This is a genomic window from Hymenobacter defluvii (genome assembly GCF_017589435.1).
Taxonomy (GTDB): domain Bacteria; phylum Bacteroidota; class Bacteroidia; order Cytophagales; family Hymenobacteraceae; genus Hymenobacter; species Hymenobacter profundi.
On the sequence record NZ_JAGETX010000062.1, the window covers coordinates 1 to 1,659 of the forward strand.

2 protein-coding genes are annotated in these 1,659 nt (G+C 52.2%); both read left to right on the forward strand.

The window, feature by feature from the left end:
- Window positions 1–1,124 precede the first annotated feature (1,124 nt).
- Window positions 1,125–1,424 (forward strand): M60 family metallopeptidase, encoded by a 300-nt coding sequence (locus J4D97_RS23680; RefSeq protein ID WP_208309606.1) that lies wholly within the window; start codon window positions 1,125–1,127, stop codon window positions 1,422–1,424.
- Between the two features lie 9 nt (window positions 1,425–1,433).
- Window positions 1,434–1,586, forward strand: a complete 153-nt coding sequence (locus J4D97_RS22845) for a hypothetical protein (protein ID WP_208309607.1) — start codon at window positions 1,434–1,436, stop codon at window positions 1,584–1,586.
- The last annotated feature ends 73 nt before the right edge of the window (window positions 1,587–1,659 follow it).

Genomic DNA, 1,659 nt, shown 5'->3' on the forward strand with positions numbered 1-1,659 from the left:
TTATGCTAATAACTCCAATAATTCGTGGAATTCCACGAATTATTGGAGTTATTAGCATAAATAGAGTTGTAGGTTTGAAGCTGGTACAGACTGATTGCACTATTGGGGGTGACTACCGAAAAGATCACTCCAGCAACGGGATCGAAGGCGAAGGGGCCTTGGCAGTCCCCGTTTGGCCTCGGCTCGGGAAGACCCACCGCAGCGTCAACATGCATTACAATCAGTGCTCAACACCCTGCTGCACTACCTGATTAAAGCTGGCTGCGATTGGCATTGCCTTCCCCACAACCTGCCGCTGGGCTAAAGCCGGGTATCAGCAGGAAGCGCGCGGGCGCCATAACTGCTGTGTTGAACACAGGATGACCGATTAGCGCGAGCTGGCACGGCTGCAGCGTGCGCGAAGCCGTGCTCAAGGCCGTGATTTGTACTGGCGTCCGGTGCAGCGCATATCCGAAAATGGAGCACGTGCCGACCACAACGAGGGCAAGCGGCGTAAGGGCCGCAAAGGGCACGTGACCGTGCCTTTGCGAAAGGGGGCTGCATCCTATCGGCTAACAGGGTAGGTCGCCTGCACCGAGCTGCGTATACAAGCGAAGAGGCCAAATAAGCGGCAGCAGTGCACGATCATGGCTGGTGGGTATTCTTCATTACACGATTACTGGCAAAAGGAATTTTTCTCGCCACCATTCCATAACAGGCTCCGGAGGCAATGGAGAACTGAACAACTTCGCACTCTGCTTATGCTGATAACTCCAATAATTCGTAGAATTCTACGAATTATTGGAGTTATCAGCATAAGCAGAGTTATAATAGCTTTAAATATTATGCTCATGCGCGGAGTTTTCAGTATATAAGTAATTATCAGATTACTGCAACTCTAGCAAACAGTCTCACTTGCAGGGTAGCTGCTGATCTTGGCCTACGTGCTAATAGGTATTAAACATCAAGGAAAAAGCGATTTCCAGCATGATTCAAGAACTTCGCACGCAATCAAGAATTCGGCTTCCCAATGAGATCTTAGTTTATAACCAGAACAGGTAGTCTAAAAGTAGGGCAGGAGGTAAGTGCAAGTTAAGTAGACGACACATTCCGCTCGTTGGACGGCCGCGTCCTGCACGCGTACCGTGTGCTGCCCAGCAAGTAGACGACACATTCCGCTCGTTGGACGCATCGCCGCCCTACCCTTGCCCCGCCGCCACCCCGAGCGCGTGGTCGTTGACCAAGTAGTGGCAAGCGGCAGCTACATGTTTACTGACGCGAAAAAGATTGTGGTGCCCGACGACACGTATGGCTGTGAGCAGATGCTGGATGTGAACTACCTGCAGCAACAGGGCTCCTTGGGGCATTTCCACGAGCTCGGGCACCGGCACCAGTTTCATGGAATCGACTTCAGCGGGCTGAGGGAGGTTAGCGTTAACCTGTAAACCCTCTACGTGCTTGATAAGCTGTTGCATAAGGGCCTCTATCAGGAGTTCGGCCCCAAAAGCCGGCAGTGGGTAGCGGAAGAGGTAACGCGCTACCTTGCCAACGCGTCTTCCTTCGAGAAATGGCAGGCCAACTCGTCTCTGGCCTTGTGCATGTACTGAGGTGGTCTAGTGAAAACAGACAGTGGCAAGTCTTACCTTCCAGTGCCTATGTCGACCAAAGTGCTTTCCAGCG